21 protein-coding genes are annotated in these 17974 nt (G+C 41.5%); 17 read left to right on the top strand and 4 right to left on the bottom strand.

The genetic code is table 11. From position 1 onward, the window contains the following. Window positions 1-3 precede the first annotated feature (3 nt). Entirely contained in the window at window positions 4-861 is an 858-nt protein-coding gene (gene tesB, locus ACZ5WS_RS02690) for an acyl-CoA thioesterase II (protein WP_010391943.1), read from the top strand. A 47-nt stretch (window positions 862-908) separates the two neighbouring features. Here the strand turns inward: tesB and plsB are convergent, their stop codons facing one another. After that, window positions 909-3347: a glycerol-3-phosphate 1-O-acyltransferase PlsB gene (plsB, locus tag ACZ5WS_RS02685; protein WP_464710527.1), complete on the bottom strand. Its 2439-nt coding sequence runs from the start codon at window positions 3345-3347 to the stop codon at window positions 909-911. A 427-nt stretch (window positions 3348-3774) separates the two neighbouring features. On the opposite strand from plsB, the gene rpsJ reads away from it, so the two are divergent. Genes rpsJ through rpsQ form a run of 11 tightly spaced genes read left to right on the top strand, consistent with a single transcriptional unit; the run spans window position 3775 to window position 8741 of the window. Beyond that, window positions 3775-4086: a 30S ribosomal protein S10 gene (gene rpsJ, locus ACZ5WS_RS02680; RefSeq protein ID WP_002957900.1), complete on the top strand. Its 312-nt coding sequence runs from the start codon at window positions 3775-3777 to the stop codon at window positions 4084-4086. 27 nt (window positions 4087-4113) lie between these two features. After that, the gene (gene rplC, locus ACZ5WS_RS02675; RefSeq protein WP_008108338.1) at window positions 4114-4749 is read left to right on the top strand and encodes a 50S ribosomal protein L3; all 636 of its coding nucleotides are present in this window, start codon (window positions 4114-4116) and stop codon (window positions 4747-4749) included. Window positions 4750-4766: 17 nt separating this feature from the next. Beyond that, window positions 4767-5372: a 50S ribosomal protein L4 gene (gene rplD / locus ACZ5WS_RS02670; RefSeq protein ID WP_008108340.1), complete on the top strand. Its 606-nt coding sequence runs from the start codon at window positions 4767-4769 to the stop codon at window positions 5370-5372. After that, window positions 5369-5671, top strand: coding sequence for a 50S ribosomal protein L23 (gene rplW / locus ACZ5WS_RS02665; protein WP_008108343.1), 303 nt, complete (start codon window positions 5369-5371; stop codon window positions 5669-5671). Before rplD ends, rplW begins: the two co-directional genes overlap by 4 nt. Before the next feature lie 17 nt (window positions 5672-5688). Continuing rightward, window positions 5689-6513 (top strand): 50S ribosomal protein L2, encoded by an 825-nt coding sequence (rplB, locus tag ACZ5WS_RS02660; protein WP_007376192.1) that lies wholly within the window; start codon window positions 5689-5691, stop codon window positions 6511-6513. A 15-nt stretch (window positions 6514-6528) separates the two neighbouring features. Further along, a complete protein-coding gene (gene rpsS, locus ACZ5WS_RS02655) occupies window positions 6529-6807 on the top strand; it encodes a 30S ribosomal protein S19 (RefSeq protein WP_004588689.1) in 279 nt (92 codons plus the stop codon). 13 nt (window positions 6808-6820) lie between these two features. Further along, window positions 6821-7153 carry a 50S ribosomal protein L22 gene (rplV, locus tag ACZ5WS_RS02650; RefSeq protein WP_004588690.1) on the top strand — a complete coding sequence of 111 codons (333 nt, stop codon included), beginning with the start codon at window positions 6821-6823 and terminating at the stop codon, window positions 7151-7153. Between the two features lie 12 nt (window positions 7154-7165). Next, entirely contained in the window at window positions 7166-7867 is a 702-nt protein-coding gene (rpsC, locus tag ACZ5WS_RS02645; protein ID WP_008108350.1) for a 30S ribosomal protein S3, read from the top strand. Window positions 7868-7879: 12 nt separating this feature from the next. Beyond that, window positions 7880-8293, top strand: coding sequence for a 50S ribosomal protein L16 (rplP, locus tag ACZ5WS_RS02640; RefSeq protein ID WP_008108352.1), 414 nt, complete (start codon window positions 7880-7882; stop codon window positions 8291-8293). Next, window positions 8293-8484, top strand: coding sequence for a 50S ribosomal protein L29 (gene rpmC, locus ACZ5WS_RS02635; RefSeq protein ID WP_008108355.1), 192 nt, complete (start codon window positions 8293-8295; stop codon window positions 8482-8484). Before rplP ends, rpmC begins: the two co-directional genes overlap by 1 nt. Beyond that, a complete protein-coding gene (gene rpsQ, locus ACZ5WS_RS02630) occupies window positions 8484-8741 on the top strand; it encodes a 30S ribosomal protein S17 (RefSeq protein ID WP_013463780.1) in 258 nt (85 codons plus the stop codon). The genes rpmC and rpsQ overlap by 1 nt, the downstream gene beginning before the upstream one ends. 337 nt (window positions 8742-9078) lie before the next feature. Here rpsQ and ACZ5WS_RS02625 read toward each other — a convergent pair whose 3' ends face one another. After that, window positions 9079-9615 (bottom strand): helix-turn-helix domain-containing protein, encoded by a 537-nt coding sequence (locus ACZ5WS_RS02625; protein WP_464710516.1) that lies wholly within the window; start codon window positions 9613-9615, stop codon window positions 9079-9081. Window positions 9616-9801: 186 nt separating this feature from the next. Here ACZ5WS_RS02625 and ACZ5WS_RS02620 point away from each other — a divergent pair, with 186 nt between their 5' ends. Next, a complete protein-coding gene (locus ACZ5WS_RS02620) occupies window positions 9802-10272 on the top strand; it encodes a hypothetical protein (RefSeq protein ID WP_008108359.1) in 471 nt (156 codons plus the stop codon). Between the two features lie 196 nt (window positions 10273-10468). Here ACZ5WS_RS02620 and ACZ5WS_RS02615 read toward each other — a convergent pair whose 3' ends face one another. After that, window positions 10469-12079 carry an endonuclease gene (locus ACZ5WS_RS02615; protein ID WP_464710514.1) on the bottom strand — a complete coding sequence of 537 codons (1611 nt, stop codon included), beginning with the start codon at window positions 12077-12079 and terminating at the stop codon, window positions 10469-10471. Window positions 12080-12376: 297 nt separating this feature from the next. Between ACZ5WS_RS02615 and ACZ5WS_RS02610 the strand changes: the two genes are divergently transcribed. From ACZ5WS_RS02610 to ACZ5WS_RS02595, 4 genes are all read left to right on the top strand, one after another. Then, window positions 12377-14191, top strand: coding sequence for an assimilatory sulfite reductase (NADPH) flavoprotein subunit (locus ACZ5WS_RS02610; RefSeq protein ID WP_464710513.1), 1815 nt, complete (start codon window positions 12377-12379; stop codon window positions 14189-14191). 67 nt (window positions 14192-14258) lie between these two features. After that, a complete protein-coding gene (gene cysI, locus ACZ5WS_RS02605; RefSeq protein ID WP_464710512.1) occupies window positions 14259-15956 on the top strand; it encodes an assimilatory sulfite reductase (NADPH) hemoprotein subunit in 1698 nt (565 codons plus the stop codon). A 42-nt stretch (window positions 15957-15998) separates the two neighbouring features. Then, window positions 15999-16739 carry a phosphoadenylyl-sulfate reductase gene (locus tag ACZ5WS_RS02600; protein ID WP_178954591.1) on the top strand — a complete coding sequence of 247 codons (741 nt, stop codon included), beginning with the start codon at window positions 15999-16001 and terminating at the stop codon, window positions 16737-16739. Between the two features lie 135 nt (window positions 16740-16874). Next, on the top strand, window positions 16875-17405 hold the full coding sequence (locus ACZ5WS_RS02595) for a DUF4124 domain-containing protein (protein ID WP_178954593.1): 531 nt from the start codon (window positions 16875-16877) through the stop codon (window positions 17403-17405). Between the two features lie 243 nt (window positions 17406-17648). On the opposite strand, the gene ACZ5WS_RS02590 is transcribed toward ACZ5WS_RS02595, so the two are convergent. Then, complete coding sequence (locus ACZ5WS_RS02590; protein WP_464710509.1) at window positions 17649-17921, bottom strand: hypothetical protein; 273 nt, start codon at window positions 17919-17921, stop codon at window positions 17649-17651. Window positions 17922-17974 lie beyond the last annotated feature (53 nt).

Genomic DNA, 17974 nt, shown 5'->3' with positions numbered 1-17974 from the left:
ATAATGAGCCAAGTATTAGATGATTTATTATCGTTGTTGTCACTTGAAGAAATTGAGCAAGGTTTATATCGAGGACAAAGCCAAGATTTAGGGTTTAGAGCGGTGTTTGGCGGTCAAGTTATGGGGCAAGCGCTTTCAGCAGCTAAAGAAACACTACCAGCTGGGCGTATTGTTCATTCCTTACATTCTTATTTTTTACGCCCAGGCGACGCTGCAAAACCGATTGTGTACGATGTAGAAACTATACGTGATGGTAAAAGTTTTAGCACTCGACGTGTCAGTGCGATTCAGTACGGTAAACCTATTTTTTACATGACAGCGTCGTTTCAAGGTGAAGAGCAGGGGTTATCGCATCAAGCCACTATGCCTGATGTTCCAGCTCCTGAAGAACTGCGTTCTTCGTTAGAGTTTTATCAAGAAAATGCACAGCATATTCCTGAAGCAATCCGTAATAAGTTTATTCGTGAAATGCCGATTGAAATGCGTCCGGTGAACTTTCATAACCCCTTTAAACCTGAAGCCCTAGAACCGGTAAAACATATTTGGTTTAAAGCCAATGGCGATATGCCGGACGATCAACGTATTCATAATTACTTATTGGCGTATGCGTCTGACTTTGAGTTTTTACCAACCGCACTGCAGCCACATGGTGTGTCGTTTATGCAGCCGAATATGCAAGTTGCGACCATAGATCATGCTATGTGGTTTCATCGTCCATTTAGAATGGATGATTGGATGTTATATACCATTGATAGCCCAAGCGCGAGTTCAGGAAGAGGGCTGGTACGTGGTCAGTTTTTTGACCGCCAAGGCAATTTAGTTGCCTCGACGATTCAAGAAGGGGTAATGCGCCAGCGTTAACTCTTTGCTACCTACTATATTGGGTTAATTCAATATAGTGAAGTACGTTACTGACATTGAGCGTGGACAATGTCAGTAATTGATTGCCAAATACGTGCCGGCAACAGTGTTTGCAGTTGCTTGTAGGTCTCGCACAGCTCTTGGCTGCCTTGTAAGCCGCTATCAGATTCACTAATTAGCTTTTGTTCGCGAAGGTTGGAAATAAAACTACTAAGTACCTTCTTATCAAAAAACTCCGGCGTTTTAATGCCATGTAACGTACCCAAGCGTTGTGCCAACACATAGCTTTCACGTTCCAGTTCAGCTTTTGCAATACCTTGGCTGGTTTGAATAAAGCCAATCACAATCGCATAACGTTGCAGAGTAAAGCTCAATGCACGACCAAGCATTTCGAGTTTGGCAAAGCTATCGTTACTTTGAGTTACTTTGATATTATCACCATCAAGCTCAATTAAGCCTTGATCGCTAAAGTTAGTTAAAATGCGGGTCACATAGTTGTCATCAAGCTCTTGTAAATACCACTCTTTGGCGAATAACGGATAAAATGATTTTACCAATTGATGGCAGTGAGTAACGGTACTTTGATGCTGCTTGAATAAATGCAGAGCTACTAAGCTAGGTACTGCAAAAATATGCAAAATGTTATTACGGTAATAGTTAAATAAGGTTTTTTCCTTATCGTTTATCGCAATAATTTCACCAAACTCGTCACTGATCACATCAAACTTATTCAACTTTAAAGCGTGTTCTAGCAGTTGCTCTGGCGTTTCATCGGGTGCGGTTATTTTATTGCTGTAGCTAGCTTCACGTTGTAATCGCAAATAAAACTCAAGCTGAGCTAGCAATTTAGGTTTACTCAATGCGTGCTTATCGTTTACTAGCAGTATCATCGCCAGTAAGTTAACTGAGTTAAGTGCGGCGGCATTGTTAATTTTAACCATAACCTGATCAGCAAGATTAGCCACCTGCGGCCCTAGCCATTGTGGTTTTTGCACGTCGGTAGCATGAATTGACTCGCGCCAGTCGGGTTGATTGTCATTCAGGTATTGGTTAATAGAAATCGGGTCACCAAAATTTAAATACCCGCGACCATAGTTTTTCAAATTTTTAATTGCTTTAAAAATACCTAATATCGACTCGCCTTTTTTATCATTACCCGCGAGCTCTTTTAAGTAGGTGTTTATTTCCATTACGTGTTCGTAACCAATATACACAGGTACAATTGATACAGGGCGGTCTATACCACGAAGCATAGCTTGCATCGTCATGGCGAGCATACCCGTTTTTGGGGGGAGTAAGCGTCCGGTTCTACTGCGGCCACCTTCGGTATAAAACTTAACCGAGTAACCTTTTATAAATAACTGGCTTAAGTATTCTTTAAATACTGCTGAGTAGAGTTTGTTACCAGCAAATGAGCGACGAATAAAAAATGCACCACTGCGGCGGAATATGCCACCTGCAGGGAAAAAGTTAAGGTTAATCCCTGCAGCAATATGCGGTGGTACAAGGCCTTGATGATAAATAGAGTAGGTTAGTAGCAAGTAATCCATATGACTACGATGACAAGGCATGTAGATTATTTCATGGCCTTTATTGGTTAGGTCATGAATTTGCTCGGTGTACTTTATGTCAATGCCATTATAAAGCTTATTCCAAAGCCACGTTAATATGCGATCAGCAACGCGAATTGTGGCATCGCTGTAATTAGCGGCGATTTCATCAAGTAGCTTTAAGGCGTTTTGTCGCGCCTGAGCTTGGCTGATGTTTTTTTCAGAAGCCTCGGTTTGAATTGCTTTTTTAATTGTGGGTGATGCCAGTAGTGAGCTAAATAACTGATCACGAGATGGGATTTTAGGCCCTGTTGCAGCCAGCTTTTGACGTTTAAAGTGAACTAGAGCTACGCGAAGTAACTTATGAGGCAATTCATTAACGTCGGCTTTTTCATTAACCAATAAAGATAAGTCGAGTGGTTGGCTAAATCGAATAAAGTTATCTCTACCTGAAAAAAGCACCACAAAAATTTTTCTAAACCAGCTGGGCGTTAGTGAGTGCGAAAGTAAAGTGCTTAGTCCGGGTTTTTCTTTACCTGGCGATCGGCCCCATAAAATAGTCACGGGCACCACTTGCACATTTTTTTGGCCACTATTTAATAAGTGCTCAACAATGTGTTTGCCTTGTGCTAATGCATTGGTAGACTTTTCTTTATCACCAAATAGCGGAGGAGGGTTTTTAATGCCGATAAAGCGATCTAACGTTTCGTCACCTAATATTTGCTGCTCGGTTGGGTCCGGTAAACCATTTCGTTTACAAACACGGGCCAGTGCCGCTAAATCAAAGCGTGAATTTAAACGCACTATATAGAAGGTCGGGTTTTTAGGGTTTAACTCAAATTGCTCTAAAGGCTTTTCAGGCAGTACTTTGCTTTTAACAAACAAGCGGCTGATACCACCAGAGATAAGATTTAAACCATAATTTAAAATACGCATTGACTCACCATAAGAGAGTAGTTACCCAAACCAATATGGGTATATAACAGCAAAATTAGCGCATAGGATAACATAATATCTAAAAAATCCCCTGCAGATTAATCGACAAGCTATGACATTATAAAGACATCATCACTTCCATTGCGTTCACTATTAATAAACTTAGCTATTTTTTAAACGACAATAACAAAGTAATTATGTCTAAATAGTTGTTGCATTTATCACCAGTATCATTATAATACGCAGGCTTTCAAAATTCCCTCGGGAACAAGAAAGAATAAATTAAGCTTGGATTTCAAGCTAATAAACAGGAGTTCCGATTTGGAACTCAACGTAGATATAATCAAACAACCGGCATCTTAATTATTAAGATTGTTTCGGTCGTTTTTTTATGCTCTTTAAATGCTCTTTATATTGAGGTTTAAGAATGTCAAATCAACGCATTCGTATTCGCCTAAAAGCTTTTGACCACCGTTTGATTGACCAATCAACGGCGGAAATCGTGGAAACTGCGAAACGCACTGGCGCACAAGTACGTGGTCCAATTCCACTACCTACACGCTTTGAACGTTTTACTGTACTTACATCACCGCACGTTAATAAAGACGCGCGTGATCAGTACGAGATCCGCACCCATAAACGTCTGATCGACATCGTAGAACCAACAGACAAGACTGTAGACGCACTTATGCGTTTAGACCTTGCTGCTGGTGTTGATGTTCAAATCAGCCTGGGTTAATCGGAAGATTAGAGAGGTTTTAGGAAAATGGCATTAGGTCTAGTCGGTCGTAAAGTGGGTATGACACGTATCTTCACTGAAGATGGTGTATCTATCCCTGTGACAGTTATTGAAGCGACTCCTAACCGCATTGCTCAGATCAAATCTGACGCAACAGACGGTTATAACGCGCTTCAAGTAACCGCAGGCACTAAAAAAGCAAGCCGTGTAAACAAAGCAACAGCGGGTCACTTCGCTAAAGCTGGTGTTGAAGCGGGTCGCGGTCTGTGGGAATTCCGCCTAAATGGTGGTGAAGGCGATTTTGAAGTAGGCGCTGAGCTTACTGTTGAATTATTCAACGAAATCAACAAAGTTGACGTAACCGGTACTTCTAAAGGTAAAGGTTTCCAAGGTGGTGTTAAGCGCTGGAATTTCAGCATGCAAGACGCTACACATGGTAACTCTCTATCTCACCGTGCTCCTGGTTCAATCGGTCAAAACCAATCACCTGGTAAGGTGTTTAAAGGTAAGAAAATGGCCGGTCAAATGGGTAATGAGCAAGTAACAACTCAGAACCTTGAACTAGTTCGCGTTGACGCTGAGCGTAACCTGCTTTTAGTTAAAGGTGCAGTACCTGGCGCTATCGGCGGTGACGTTATCGTTAAACCAGCTGTTAAAGCATAAGTCCTGGAGATTTAGTGATGGAATTAGCAATTAAAGACGCTTCTGGCGCTCTTGAAGTTTCTGAAGCTACTTTTGGACGTGAGTTTAACGAAGCATTAGTACACCAAGTAGTTGTTGCATACGCAGCAGGTGCTCGTCAAGGTACTCGTGCTCAGAAGACACGTTCTGAAGTAAGCGGTGGTGGTAAAAAACCATGGGCTCAAAAAGGTACTGGCCGTGCACGTGCTGGTACAATCCGTAGTCCAATTTGGCGTTCAGGTGGCGTTAGCTTCGCAGCTAAACCACAAGACCACAGCCAAAAAGTAAACCGTAAAATGTACCGTGGTGCGATCAAAAGCATCTTATCTGAATTAGTTCGTCAAGAGCGTTTAATCGTTGTTGAGAGTTTTGGTCTTGAAGCACCAAAAACTAAAGAACTAGTTGCTAAGCTTAAAGAACTTGAGCTTAAAGATGTTCTTATCGTGACTGAAGAAGTAGATGAAAATCTTTTCTTATCGGCACGTAACCTGTACAAGGTTGACACACGTGATGTAGCTGGTATCGATCCTGTAAGCTTAATTGCTTTCGATAAGGTACTAATTACAGCTGCTGCTGTTAAGCAACTTGAGGAGGCGCTAGCATGATCCGTGAAGAACGTCTTTTAAAAGTGATCCTTGCTCCACACATCTCTGAAAAAAGCACAATCGCTGCTGAAGAAAACAATACTATTGTTTTTAAAGTAGCAAATGACGCAACTAAAGCTGAAGTTAAAGCGGCAGTTGAGAAGCTTTTTGAAGTAGAAGTAACTGGTGTTCGCACACTTAACGTTAAGGGTAAAACAAAACGTACTGGCATGCGTTTCGGTCGTCGTAGCGACTGGAAGAAAGCTTACGTTACTCTTAAAGAAGGTAGCGAGCTGGACTTTGTCGGCGGCGCCGAGTAATAAGGGGAGTTAGAATTATGGCACTTCAAAAGTGTAAGCCAACTTCTGCGGGTCGTCGTCACCTAGTTAAAGTGGTTAACCCAGATTTACATAAGGGTAAACCTTACGCACCACTATTAGAGAAAAACTCTAAATCAGGTGGTCGTAATAACAATGGTCGTATTACGGTTCGTCATATCGGTGGTGGTCATAAGCAGCATTACCGTTTAATCGATTTTAAACGTACTAAAGATGGCATTCCAGCCACAGTTGAGCGTTTAGAATATGATCCAAATCGTAGCGCAAACATCGCTCTTGTATTATATGCAGACGGTGAGCGTCGTTACATTATCGCACCTAAAGGCTTAAAAGCTGGCGATGCAATCCAGTCTGGTGTTGATGCACCAATCAAACCTGGTAATGCATTACCAATGCGTAATATGCCTGTAGGTTCGACTGTTCACAACGTAGAATTAAAACCAGGTAAAGGTGCTCAAATCGCACGTTCTGCTGGTGCATACGTTCAAATCCTTGCTCGTGATGGTCAATATGTAACATTACGTCTTCGTTCAGGCGAAGTTCGTAAAGTTGAGTCTGATTGTCGTGCTACGCTAGGTGAAGTAGGCAATGCTGAGCATATGCTTCGTTCACTTGGTAAAGCAGGTGCAAATCGCTGGCGTGGTATTCGTCCGACAGTTCGTGGTGTTGCCATGAACCCGGTTGATCACCCACACGGTGGTGGTGAAGGTCGTACATCTGGTGGTCGTCATCCTGTGTCTCCATGGGGTAAACCGACTAAAGGTGCTAAGACGCGTAAGAACAAGCGTACGGATAAATTTATAGTACGTCGTCGTACTAAGTAATATTGAGGAATAGCCATGCCACGCTCTCTCAAGAAGGGTCCTTTTATAGACCTACACTTGCTGAAGAAGGTAGAGAAAGCTTTGGAAAGCGGTGAAAAGAAGCCAATTAAAACTTGGAGCCGTCGTTCAATGATCATACCTAACATGATCGGATTGACCATTGCTGTCCATAATGGTCGCCAGCATGTACCAGTTTTCGTTTCTGACGAAATGATCGGTCACAAACTAGGTGAATTTGCACCAACTCGCACTTACCGTGGCCATGCTGCGGATAAGAAAGCGAAGAAACGTTAAGAGGGGAAGATAAATGCAAGCATTAGCTAAACATAAATTCGCCTCTGGTTCGGCGCAAAAAGCACGTCTAGTTGCAGATCAGATCCGCGGGTTACCTGTCGATCGCGCACTAGAAATCCTGGCGTACAGCCCGAAAAAAGCGGCTGTATTAGTTAAGAAAGTACTTGAGTCTGCTATTGCTAACGCAGAGCATAACGAAGGTGCTGACATTGATGAGCTACGTGTAACAACGATCTTTGTGGACGATGGTCCAACAATGAAACGTATTATGCCACGTGCTAAAGGACGCGCAGACCGCATCCTTAAGCGTACAAGCCACATCACTGTTGTGGTTTCAGATAGCTAGGAGATATAAGTAATGGGACAAAAAGTTCATCCTACTGGTATTCGCCTAGGTATATCTAAACCTTGGGTTTCTACCTGGTACGCGAATTCAAAAGATTTCTCTGCACAGCTTTTTGGCGATCACAAAGTACGTACATTCCTTACTAAGGAATTGAAAGCGGCTTCTGTGTCTAAAATCGTTATTGAGCGTCCAGCAAAATCTATCCGAGTAACTATTCACACGGCTCGTCCGGGTGTTGTTATCGGTAAAAAAGGCGAAGACGTAGAAAAATTACGTCAAGCGGTAACTAAAATCGCTGGTGTACCTGCTCAGATTAATATTTCTGAAGTACGTAAACCAGAACTAGATGCACAACTAGTAGCAGACGGCATTGCCTCTCAGCTAGAGCGTCGTGTTATGTTCCGTCGCGCTATGAAGCGTTCGGTACAAAATGCAATGCGCATCGGTTCTAAAGGGATTAAAGTTGAAGTTAGCGGTCGTCTTGGCGGCGCAGAAATCGCACGTTCAGAATGGTATCGTGAAGGTCGTGTACCTCTACATACTCTTCGTGCTGATATCGACTACGCAACTTCTGAAGCCTTAACCACTTACGGTATCATTGGTGTTAAAGTTTGGATCTTCAAAGGCGAAGTTATTGGTGGTTTACCACTAGTACAAGAGCAAGAGAAACCAGCTAAACGCGCACCAAAGAAAGCCAAAAAAAGTGCTAAGTAGAGGTAGCGAGTAATGTTACAGCCAAAACGTACAAAATTCCGTAAAATGCATAAAGGCCGCAACCGTGGTCTAGCGCAAAACGGTAACAAAGTAAGCTTCGGTACTTTCGGTTTGAAAGCTACTGGTCGTGGCCGCATGACTGCTCGTCAAATCGAAGCAGCTCGTCGTGCTATGACACGTCACGTGAAACGTCAAGGTAAAATCTGGATCCGTGTCTTCCCTGACAAGCCGATCACAGAAAAGCCTCTTGAAGTTCGTATGGGTAAAGGTAAAGGTTCTGTTGAATATTGGGTTGCTGAAATTCAGCCTGGTAAAGTACTTTACGAAATGGAAGGTGTTTCAGAAGAGCTTGCTCGTGAAGCGTTTAACCTTGCTGCTCGTAAGCTGCCATTCAAAACAACTTTCGTAACTCGGACGGTAATGTGATGAAAGCAAACGAACTAAAAGATAAAAGCGTAGAAGAGCTTAATGCTGAACTTCTAGGTCTTCTTCGTGAGCAGTTTAACCTGCGCATGCAAGCAAGCACTGGTCAGCTAGCTCAGACACACACGCTAAGAACAGTACGTCGCGATATCGCGCGTGTAAAAACAATTATTAACCAGAAGGCAGGTCAATAATGAGCGATAAAATTCGTACTCTTCAAGGCCGTGTAATCAGCGACAAGATGGAAAAATCTTTCACTGTTGCTATCGCACGTTACGTGAAGCACCCAATCTATGGGAAATTCATCAAACGTACGACTAAGTTACACGTACATGACGAAAATAACACTGCAAAAGCGGGTGACGTAGTTACTATCCGTGAATGTGCACCAATTTCTAAGAACAAATCTTGGACTTTGGTAGATGTTGTTGAACGTCCAAAACAAGCTTAATTTTTAATTAAGTCTGTTTTTATAAGAAACCCCAGCTTTTGCTGGGGTTTTTTTGCGTTTAAAAAAGCTGTAAGCGGTAAGTTTTAAGCCGTCAGCCGTCAGCCGTCAGCCGTCAGCCGTCAACTGCTCGGAGTGAATTTGAGGGCCGTAGCTTGGGTTTTTAGTCTAGAGCACTCGAGAAAAAGCACGCCATGAATACGTAATTGTCCTAATACTTTATCAATTTGAGTGATTGAATCTGACGTTAATCGTGTTAAAAATTTCTGATATACGACAGCATAGATTTTGGAGGTAGAGTAATACTGGAGTAATTGCCAAGAGCAACTAAATAACAGCTTTATAATTTACCAAACCTATGACTTTGCGAGAGTAGAGCTGCAACAATAGATAATAAAATGCATACTGCGGAAGTTACAATTAGAAAGCGGTTTTCAATTCTACTGACTTGCCTTTCGCCTACAATTTGATAGGTCACGTCCCCCTCAATAAAACGTTCGCCTTGGTATTGCTGAGTGACATTAAACGCTAAAAAATCTTCTTGCTTTGCCTGATAAGTAAAGTAGGTTTCAGCATAAAAAATTTCATACGTTGCACATAGCCAAACCATAAGGCTAATTATTAATAGCGTAAAACTCAAAATAGGCAGTTTTTTCAGTGGCACTTTGGTTGCTGTTGTTACAGGTAAATAGCAATCAAAACATGCTTCGCCATAGCATCGCTTTAGCTTTTCGATTACTTCGGGAGAAGGAATGAATTGGCCATTCTCTAGTTTTGATAAGTAAGACTGTTGGATGCCTATTTCACGTGCAGCAAATGCTTGAGTCCATTTTTTGTCTGATCGAAGACGTTTTAATTCTTTTCCTAGCGATTGCATACCCATATTCTCTTCTTAATTGCAGCCACATTATTATCACTAATTAGCTAAGCCAGAGATAGAGGTCATGCCTATATTCATGCGAATGAATAAAAGAATATCATGAATATTAATAGATTAGCGATTTTTATGGACTACTTTAAATTATGCTAGTATTCTCAAACTAACGAAAGGATATATTGTATTATGAAAAAACACGTTTATTTATTACTTAGCTCCATCGCTTTATTCTTTGTAAGTTATCAAACTAATGCTGAACCTGTTTTTGCAGTTAAAGCCGATATTTATAAATTGAAAAATGAAATAACAATTGATAGTAAAATTTCTGAAACACTAAATTCATTGACTCCAATTCACCAACCAATGCTATTAGCTCTATTAAACGAGAGTGCACAAATAGAAATAGGGGATAAAAAACAACTAACATCACTTGAGATAAAAGCAAACGAAGATGGATCGTTTTTCAATGCATCGATGAAGTTAAAAGATAAAACAGATGGCCAATGGCAATCGATAACGTCTTTTATGCCTAACATTCCCAGTGGTCAAGCTGTATATTTTAGCCGTACTTTTATCGATAGTGTTTGGTTGATAAAGTTAACCGGAACACGATATGAATCAGAAGAGCTGGGTCTAGCTAGTTTTAAAAAACAATAATAGTAATAGCTGAAGTGCTAGTAAGCACTTATTTTTCTACTGAGGTTTAGGCTTATATTGCTAGATATCTGGATCTTGGTTTTACTCCAATTTTTAAGATGTGTTATGTACTTATTAGTAATTATAATGCGCAGTTTATAATAAAAAGCCTCTGCGTAAGCAAAGGCTTGTGTTTTCTGCGAAGCCGGAAGCCCGTTTACCAAATCATCTCTACAAATTCAGGATGATCAATATACGGGTTACGATTTCCCTGAAATTCAAACGCTGCTTGGTTGCGGTCTAATTCCATTTGGCTAACAGGATCGTTGTTATGCCACTTTAACAGCATGGCCACAACCCAGCTTTCAAATACTTGGGTACTGGTGCCATTAAGCACGTCATTACTAGCTGCGGTGTTATTTTGCCAAGCACCAATTACGTTTTGATAACGGGTTGCCATGTAAAAATAAGCACGAGCAAAGTCACCTTTAAATTCATCAATAGGTTCAAACACAGTACCGTTGTAATTAATCGTATTACTTGCAGAGCCTAATTTACTGCCGTTGGTTGAGGTAAACGAAGCGCTTGCTACTTCACCGAATGGGAAGTTGCTTCGTTTTGAATTTACATAACCGTCAGTGGCGTAAATATGATGAACATCAGAGTTCATCGGTTCAACTTTTCCACCAAACCAACTTTTAGGGAACGAATGCTCTCGGTTGTAGCAATCTGCCTCACCACTGTAGGTGCCACATTGATCGCTAACAGCTGTGTATGTGTAGCTATCAGAGCCATTGGGCTTCTCGCTGTACATATCTAAAATACTATTATCGTTTTCATAGTATTTATCACGCGCCGATGCGTCGTAAAAATTCCAAATAGCGGAATACCCCTGAGCATTATGATTATTAATAATGTTATAAAGCTCATTTTTTAGCGTGTAACCCGATAAACCTTGGGTCGTCACATAGTAGCCGGTTGGCGTCGGTGTTGGCTCAGTACTTCCTAATGAGAAAGCGGTAGCTTCGGTTGTTTGAAAACTAGCTCCACTGGCGAGCAATGTGCTTTCATTATTCAAGGCGTAGCTACCACTGCCATATGAACAGCAAATACCATCGCCATAGCTGTCATTAATAGTAAATGTATACTCACCATCGGCTACGCATAATTGTTCAGTATATTGGGTGTTTGCAGCATACCCACTTCCGCTTGCAACGACACCTGTTTGGTTGTGCGCTATTTGCCAGCTGGTTTCTTCGCCGTAGTTATCTGTGGTTAGGCTAAAAGTAAGGCTGTTATCTGCGCAGCTTGAAGAGCCACTGCTGTCATTATTAGGCAAGAAGTTATCAACATAAACTAACTCGCTACCATCAAATCCCGTTGTATCATAAAAGCGTAAGCCGACATCAATGGTTTTATTACTATCAGCTGTGTAGCTGTAAGTTATACTCTGCCATTGGTTGGTTTGTGCTGGATTTGAATAGCCTTGATAACCATCTATCAACAAACGCGCCTTAAGATGGCCTTCGGTATGATACACATCTACTGAGAACTCATAAGTTTTACCCATTTCAACAGCGACTTGCTGCAAAAAATCAGTATTGCTTTGTGTGCCTGTATTAACGCTAATCGCTGCTGCTTGTGAGCCTGTGCTTACGACTGTGCTGTTGGCAGATACGTTAATACCGCTATCAATCACTGTCCACGCATCTGGGGTGTTGCCACTGTATTGTTCAAAGTTGCCATTAACCACATTAGCCATCGCGGGTAATGAGGATAATAACAAGGTGCTCAAAAGTAATTTGTTTTTATATATACCGTGTAACATAGGTGTTCCTATTTATATTTTTGCGTAATATACCTTAGAACATTAAAGTTACAAAATTGTTAAATTAAAATTTCATAAAAGGCAATAAAACCCTTTTAGGCCTATTTCGTAGGTTTTTAGATAACTTAATAACTAAATGGAATATCAAAGCAGATTCTATTCTTTTTTTATCTATGCTTAGGCGGCTATCCTGCATACTCAATTAACCTCAACAGAACTTTCTGAGTGAGGTGGCACTCATTTTAAACAATGTGAACAAGCATTGTGTTTAACGTTCAGGGTTATGAGGAAAAATTCATGTTGTTAGGTCAACTCAATGCGCTAGCAAGTCCGCTTTCGCAAGAGCAAGTACAAAAGCTACAAGGTTTAGTGGCTGAGCTTAATCCAATTCAGCAAGCCTGGGTTAGCGGCTACTTAGCTGCTAATGCTAATTCTGCAGCGCTTGGCGCGCCAGCTTCAGGTGCACCTGCAACCTCGGAGGCGGCAGCACTGACCATTTTATATGGTTCACAAACAGGTAATGCTAAAGCGGTTGCGACTAAACTTAAAGAGCAAGCTGAGTCTCGCGGCTTAGCAACAAAGCTGGTTAGCATGTCAGATTACAAACCGACTGCCCTGAAAAAAGAAAAGTTTCTAACCGTGGTTGTATCGACTTACGGCGAGGGTGAGCCACCAGAAGACGCTGAAACACTGTATGAATTTTTAATTACTAAAAAAGCGCCAAAGCTTGATGGTGTCAAAGTTGCATTATTAGGCTTAGGTGATTCTAGCTATGAATTTTTCTGCCAAACCGCTAAAGACTTTGAAGAGCGTTTAACTAAATTAGGTGCGGAGGTTATTCATCAACGTGCCGACCTAGACGTTGATTATGATGACGAAGCAGCCACTTGGATTGAGGGCGCATTAAATGCGTTTGAACCAGATTTAAAAGCCCAGCAAGATGCAACTAGCGGTCAAGTTGTATCAATGCCATTTGGCGCTCCTGTAGCAGCGGCTAGTCAGTACACAAAGCAAAATCCGTTTGCGGCAGAGCTAAGCTTAGTGCAAAAAATTACCGGTCGTGATTCAACCAAAGATGTACGCCATGTTGAAATTTCACTAGAAGGGTCAGACATTACGTATACACCTGGTGATTCACTCGGCATTTACTTTTTAAATGATGAAGCCCGTGTAGATGAGCTACTAGCGCAAACACAAATTGATCCAACTAGCCGCGTTAAACTTGGCGATGAAGAACTCAGCGTACGTGATGCCTTAATTGAAAAACTAGAGCTAACACAATCCTACCCTGGGTTTGTTGAAAAGTACGCCACGGCTACAGGCACGCCTGAGCTGCTTAAACTAGTAGAAGATAAAGGCGCAATGCGCGAATACATTGAGCCTCGTCAAATCTTTGATGTGGTTGCACAAAACCCAGCTAAATTAGAAGCGCAAACACTAGTTGATTGCCTGCGTAAATTACAAGCACGTTTATATTCAATTGCCTCTAGCCAAGCTGAGGTTGAAGATGAGGTGCACTTAACTATTGCATTAGTTGAGTTTGAAGCGTTTGGCACAGAGCACTTAGGTGGTTGTTCAGGGTACTTAGCACGCCGCGCAGAAGAAGGCTGTAAAGTAAAAGTGTTCAGTGAACATAACGATAACTTCCGCTTACCAGTAAGTGATGACACACCAATTATTATGGTTGGTCCAGGTACTGGTATTGCGCCATTTCGCGCCTTTTTACAAGAACGTGATGCACGAGAAGCAACAGGTAAAAACTGGCTGTTTTTTGGTAACCCACACTTTACTCAAGACTTCTTGTACCAAGTAGAAATTCAAGGGTACTTAAAGTCAGGTTTACTAAGTAAGATTGATGTAGCGTTTAGCCGTGACCAAGCAGAAAAAGTTTATGTACAAGACAAGTTACGTAAAAACTCAAAAGAAGTATTTGATTGGTTAGAAGCGGGCGCTCATTTTTATGTTTGTGGCGACGCTAACCGCATGGCAAAAGATGTACACAATGCCTTAGTTGATATTATTAGCGAAAACACCGGTAAAAGCTATGAAGACGCAGAGCAGTACTTAAAAGACTTAAGAAGCGCAAATCGCTATCAGAAAGACGTGTACTAAGTACACATTGTTTACTTTATAAAAAGTAACGCTAACAGCCGTCACTGTAACAAATTTAGGATTAAACATGAGCGAACAAGATAAAAACGTAAAGCTTTCTGATAACGAGCGTTTGAAAAGAGAAAGCAACTTTTTACGTGGCACTATAGAGCAAGATTTAAAAGACGAGATCACCGGTGGTTTTACCGCCGATAACTTCCAGTTAATTCGTTTTCACGGCATGTATCAACAAGATGATCGCGATATTCGTCCTGAACGTGCTAAACAAAAGCTAGAGCCACTGCATAATGTGATGCTACGCGCACGTATGCCTGGCGGTATTATTAAGCCAGAGCAATGGCTTGCAATTGATAAATTTGCTGGTGATAAAACCAGTTATGGTAGTATTCGTTTAACTACTCGCCAAACATTTCAGTTTCATGGTGTATTAAAACCTGAAATTAAAGGTATGCACCAATTGCTTAATAGTGTTGGAATTGATTCTATTGCCACCGCCGGTGATGTTAACCGTAATGTATTATGTACTACCAATCCGGTTGAGTCTGAGTTACATCAAGAGGCCTACGAGTGGGCGGCAAAAATTTCTGAACACTTATTACCTAAAACGAAGGCATACGCTGAAATTTGGCTCAATGGCGAAAAATCTGAAACTACAGAAGAGCCTATTTTAGGTTCAACGTATTTACCGCGTAAGTTTAAAACTACAGTGACGATCCCACCTAACAATGAGGTGGACGTACATGCTAACGATTTAAACTTTGTGGCGATTGCTGAGGATGGCAAACTCGTTGGTTTTAACGTTCTAGTAGGCGGCGGTTTGGCGATGACCCATGGCGATACAGCAACCTATCCACGTAAAGCGGACGACTTTGGCTTTATTAGCCTAGAAGATACGTTAAAAATTGCTGAGCACGTGGTATCTGTTCAGCGTGATTGGGGCAACCGCTCAAATCGTAAAAATGCAAAAACTAAATACACACTCGATCGTGTTGGCACCGAAGTATTCAAAGCTGAAGTTGAAAAGCGCGCAGGCGTGAACTTTGCACCAAGCCGCCCTTATGAATTTACTCACCGAGGGGATCGTATTGGTTGGGTAGAAGGCATTGATGGTAAGCACCACTTAACCTTATTTATTCAAAGCGGTCGTATTTTAGACTACCCAGATAAGCCGCTTAAAACAGGGTGTCGCAAAATTGCAGAAATTCATCAAGGTGATTTTCGCATGACGGCAAATCAAAACTTAATTATTGCCGGTGTTCCGGCCGATCAAAAAGCAGTAATTGAAGAAATAGCCCGCAATCATGGTTTGATTGACGATAAGGACACTGAGCAACGCAAAAATTCAATGGCCTGTGTGGCATTGCCAACTTGCCCATTAGCTATGGCCGAAGCTGAGCGTTACTTACCGAGTTTAATTGAAAAAATAGAAGGCTTATTAGCCAAACACGGGGTGCCAAATGACAGCATTATTATGCGTGTAGTTGGTTGTCCGAATGGCTGTGGTCGTGCCATGCTAGCAGAAGCTGGCTTGGTCGGCAAAGGCCCAGGTAAGTACAACGTTTACCTTGGGGGGAATGCTGAGGGTACACGTATTCCAAAGCTTTATCTTGAAAACGTTGGCGAAGAGGTTTACTTAGAAGCATTCGATAAACTCATTGGGCAATGGGTTAGTGAGCGTAATGATGGCGAATGTTTTGGTGATTTTGTTATTCGCAAAGGTATTGTTGCAGAAGTAAAAGTATCCGTTACCGATTTTTACGCATAATTTAAAAGCAGCGCAAAGCGCTGGTGAGGTTTAAAGTTGACCATGAGTGAATTTAAAAACATATTACAGCTAGATAAGCAAAGCCAACAGGCTATGTTAGCTGATGCGAACGGTTTGCTGGCTGACATGAGCGCAGAGCAGCGCGTTGCATGGGCACTTGAAAATTTGCCTGACACTGCGTTTTTATCATCGAGCTTTGGTATCCAAGCTGCAGTTATGTTGCATTTAATGACTGCACAGCGCCCAGATATACCTGTGGTATTAACAGATACTGGCTACTTATTTCCAGAAACCTATCAGTTTATAGAGCAAATGACTTCGCAGTTATCACTTAACTTAAAAGTGTATAAAGCGCAGCTGAGCCCTGCATGGCAAGAGGCTAAATTTGGAAAATTATGGGAGCTAGGTGAGGCAGGTATTAAGCAATACAACCAGCTTAATAAAGTAGAGCCAATGACACGCGCTTTAAAGGAGCTAAATGCGAGCACTTGGTTTAGTGGCCTACGTCGAGACCAATCCTCAAGCCGTGCTGAAAAGCAAGTACTAGAAATAAGCCGAGGCACGGTAAAAGTATATCCCATTATTGAATGGAATAATCGCGATGTATATCAGTATCTAACAAAGCACAATTTGCCATACCACCCATTATGGGAGCAGGGTTATGTGTCGATGGGGGATATACATACCACGCGTAAATTAGAGCCCGGCATGAGTGAAGAGGAAACCCGCTTTTTTGGCTTAAACCGTGAGTGTGGCTTACATATAGATGGAGATGGTATTTAATTATATTATTATTCAAAGCTATAAAATCAAAAAAACGCAGCCTTTGCTGCGTTTTTTGTTGTTTAATATTTGCTGAATTGGTTCTTTTTTATTATATTGGTTGTGATGATGGATTAAACACACAGCAGGAACGCTATGAAATACTTCACCTATTTAGCAATGTCAGTGATGATATTAGCTGTAGTCTTATTATTTTTTATAAAAAAGCCAAATGGCCAGCCTTGGTTAAGTACCTCTGTTATTCACAGTGAATCAGCAGAGATTAAAAATGAAATGATAGCGCTTTCATCTAGCGCGTTAGATAGTATTACCTCAGCAATTACCACAGCGGGTGAAAAAATCACTGGGGCTACCTTTGAGACAGAAACTCCTAAGCCAATTTATAAATGGCAAGACGAGCAAGGACAATGGCATTTCTCAGATGTACCAAACAAGAATGGTAAAAGCGAAGTGGTAAAGCTTAACCCCGCCGATATTAATGTCGTGGTTGCAGAAGATACCGCCATTTTGAGTGGCAGTGCTAAATCAGCAGTAAAGCCTTTTCCTCAGCGAGCACCAGCGATATACAACAGTGAATCAATTAATAAGCTGTTTGAAGATGCTGAAAAAGCTAAAAAGAGAATAGAGCAACGCAGTAAAGAGGTCGAAAGTTTTAGCGGCTTTTAGTTTTGGGGGGTTTTTGCTGTGTCTTCAAATAACGCTTTTCTGCTTCCACTAGGGTCTGTTGACCTTTCAAGATTAAATTTGCAGCAGTCTGTTTGGTGTTTAGGCAAGGCAGAGCCTATGTCGTGTGGTTATTCCCCATAAATAGGTGATAACGCAGCATCAATGTCAAACAGGCGCTGCCCGAAGGGTTCTGCCTAGGGGCCATTTACTCTTTGTTGCTCGGCTTTTACTTAGCCCACTAGGTTACAAACCTCGCGCCGCGATTAAATCGCCCCTAGTTTGAACAAATTTTAATCCGCTAAGGTCAACAGACCCTAATAATATAGTTAAGTATATTTTTGTGGGCAACGATAAAAGTACGCCAATTGCAATACAGGCAGCTGCAGTAATAATACCTTTAATGCCGAACTGGTTGGTAAAGTAGCTCGATACAATTAAACCATGGCCTGTCACTATTAAGCACAATCCAAGCAAAATCGATGTTTTAAGTAGTCTTATTATTACAATTGAAGACATAGCGACCTCTGCGCAGCGTGTCTTCTTAGTGTATGTAATCTTTATAAAGCGGC

Source organism: Pseudoalteromonas sp. 11L1, assembly GCF_055397545.1.
Note: the sequence above shows the minus strand (reverse complement) of the source record. Positions and strands in the feature narration are given on the sequence as shown.

What these genes read in the sequence shown, in the direction of transcription:
- tesB (WP_010391943.1), top strand. Translation starts at nt 4, where the DNA reads ATGAGCCAAGTATTAGATGATTTATTATCGTTGTTGTCACTTGAAGAA.
- plsB (WP_464710527.1), bottom strand. Translation starts at nt 3,347, where the DNA reads ATGCGTATTTTAAATTATGGTTTAAATCTTATCTCTGGTGGTATCAGC.
- rpsJ (WP_002957900.1), top strand. Translation starts at nt 3,775, where the DNA reads ATGTCAAATCAACGCATTCGTATTCGCCTAAAAGCTTTTGACCACCGT.
- rplC (WP_008108338.1), top strand. Translation starts at nt 4,114, where the DNA reads ATGGCATTAGGTCTAGTCGGTCGTAAAGTGGGTATGACACGTATCTTC.
- rplD (WP_008108340.1), top strand. Translation starts at nt 4,767, where the DNA reads ATGGAATTAGCAATTAAAGACGCTTCTGGCGCTCTTGAAGTTTCTGAA.
- rplW (WP_008108343.1), top strand. Translation starts at nt 5,369, where the DNA reads ATGATCCGTGAAGAACGTCTTTTAAAAGTGATCCTTGCTCCACACATC.
- rplB (WP_007376192.1), top strand. Translation starts at nt 5,689, where the DNA reads ATGGCACTTCAAAAGTGTAAGCCAACTTCTGCGGGTCGTCGTCACCTA.
- rpsS (WP_004588689.1), top strand. Translation starts at nt 6,529, where the DNA reads ATGCCACGCTCTCTCAAGAAGGGTCCTTTTATAGACCTACACTTGCTG.
- rplV (WP_004588690.1), top strand. Translation starts at nt 6,821, where the DNA reads ATGCAAGCATTAGCTAAACATAAATTCGCCTCTGGTTCGGCGCAAAAA.
- rpsC (WP_008108350.1), top strand. Translation starts at nt 7,166, where the DNA reads ATGGGACAAAAAGTTCATCCTACTGGTATTCGCCTAGGTATATCTAAA.
- rplP (WP_008108352.1), top strand. Translation starts at nt 7,880, where the DNA reads ATGTTACAGCCAAAACGTACAAAATTCCGTAAAATGCATAAAGGCCGC.
- rpmC (WP_008108355.1), top strand. Translation starts at nt 8,293, where the DNA reads ATGAAAGCAAACGAACTAAAAGATAAAAGCGTAGAAGAGCTTAATGCT.
- rpsQ (WP_013463780.1), top strand. Translation starts at nt 8,484, where the DNA reads ATGAGCGATAAAATTCGTACTCTTCAAGGCCGTGTAATCAGCGACAAG.
- ACZ5WS_RS02625 (WP_464710516.1), bottom strand. Translation starts at nt 9,615, where the DNA reads ATGCAATCGCTAGGAAAAGAATTAAAACGTCTTCGATCAGACAAAAAA.
- ACZ5WS_RS02620 (WP_008108359.1), top strand. Translation starts at nt 9,802, where the DNA reads ATGAAAAAACACGTTTATTTATTACTTAGCTCCATCGCTTTATTCTTT.
- ACZ5WS_RS02615 (WP_464710514.1), bottom strand. Translation starts at nt 12,079, where the DNA reads ATGTTACACGGTATATATAAAAACAAATTACTTTTGAGCACCTTGTTA.
- ACZ5WS_RS02610 (WP_464710513.1), top strand. Translation starts at nt 12,377, where the DNA reads ATGTTGTTAGGTCAACTCAATGCGCTAGCAAGTCCGCTTTCGCAAGAG.
- cysI (WP_464710512.1), top strand. Translation starts at nt 14,259, where the DNA reads ATGAGCGAACAAGATAAAAACGTAAAGCTTTCTGATAACGAGCGTTTG.
- ACZ5WS_RS02600 (WP_178954591.1), top strand. Translation starts at nt 15,999, where the DNA reads ATGAGTGAATTTAAAAACATATTACAGCTAGATAAGCAAAGCCAACAG.
- ACZ5WS_RS02595 (WP_178954593.1), top strand. Translation starts at nt 16,875, where the DNA reads ATGAAATACTTCACCTATTTAGCAATGTCAGTGATGATATTAGCTGTA.
- ACZ5WS_RS02590 (WP_464710509.1), bottom strand. Translation starts at nt 17,921, where the DNA reads ATGTCTTCAATTGTAATAATAAGACTACTTAAAACATCGATTTTGCTT.